Origin of the sequence: Mesorhizobium sp. M7D.F.Ca.US.004.03.1.1 (genome assembly GCF_003998635.1) — a bacterium.
GTDB lineage: Bacteria > Pseudomonadota > Alphaproteobacteria > Rhizobiales > Rhizobiaceae > Mesorhizobium > Mesorhizobium loti.
Genome location: NZ_RZQG01001874.1, coordinates 1 through 391 on the forward strand (window position 1 = coordinate 1; position 391 = coordinate 391).

1 pseudogene is annotated in these 391 nt (G+C 59.3%); it reads left to right on the plus strand.

The window, feature by feature from the left end:
* Window positions 1-270: 270 nt before the first annotated feature.
* A pseudogene (locus EN935_RS42680) lies at window positions 271-391 on the plus strand (3-oxoacyl-ACP reductase); the annotation flags it as partial.

Genomic DNA, 391 nt, shown 5'->3' on the forward strand with positions numbered 1-391 from the left:
TGCTTGACTTCCGCGGCAATGCCCTGGGGCAATAGCGGCAAGACGGTGCCGTAGGTATTTGGCTTCAAGCCAAGGATCGTGACGTCGTAAATCATAGTGCCTCCCGTGCGCGTCCCCGATGTCGCGGCATGAGACGCCAGCCTGTCGAAACTCGTCATAAGACGCTTGACACATCACGCCATTCCGCGCTGTGTTGCACACTGGTATACACATTGTCGACCGAACTGCAACCACGTTCGGGCTGCTTGGCTGACTGGGGTCGGAGGAAGAATGAATTTGGGGCTGGCTTCCAGACGAGCGTTGGTGATGGCGTCGAGCCAAGGGCTCGGGCTGGGCATTGCGCGCATGTTGGCCGAGGAGGGCTGCGACGTTCTGCTGACCAGCCGAAATC